The sequence below is a fragment of the Stenotrophomonas sp. 01N47 genome (assembly GCF_056399165.1).
In genome coordinates, this window is sequence record NZ_JBFTQU010000103.1 from 1 (window position 1) to 374 (window position 374).

At 58.1% G+C, this 374-nt stretch carries 1 protein-coding gene; it reads left to right on the forward strand.

Annotated features, from left to right (window positions below; genetic code table 11):
* Window positions 1-5 precede the first annotated feature (5 nt).
* On the forward strand, window positions 6-374 hold a 369-nt coding region (locus AC1DKR_RS21415; protein WP_478035229.1), incomplete at its 3' end, for a 4Fe-4S dicluster domain-containing protein.

Consider the following 374-nt stretch of genomic DNA (forward strand, 5'->3'; position numbering starts at 1 on the left):
GCATTGTGCTGATCGACCAGGAAAAATGCCGTGGCTGGCGGATGTGCATCAGCGGCTGCCCGTACAAGAAGATCTATTTCAACTGGMARAGCGGCAAGKCSGAGAAGTGCATCTTCTGCTACCCGCGTATCGAAGCCGGGATGCCGACTGTTTGCGCCGAAACCTGTGTCGGGCGTATCCGTTACCTCGGTGTGCTGCTGTATGACGCCGACCGCATCAGCGAAGTGGCGAGCACCGCCAATGAGCAAGACCTGTACGAGAAACAACTGGAGATCTTCCTCGATCCGAATGACCCGGCAGTGATTCGCCAGGCCCTGGCCGATGGCGTACCGCAGTCGGTGATTGATTCCGCCCAGCGTTCGCCGGTCTACAAA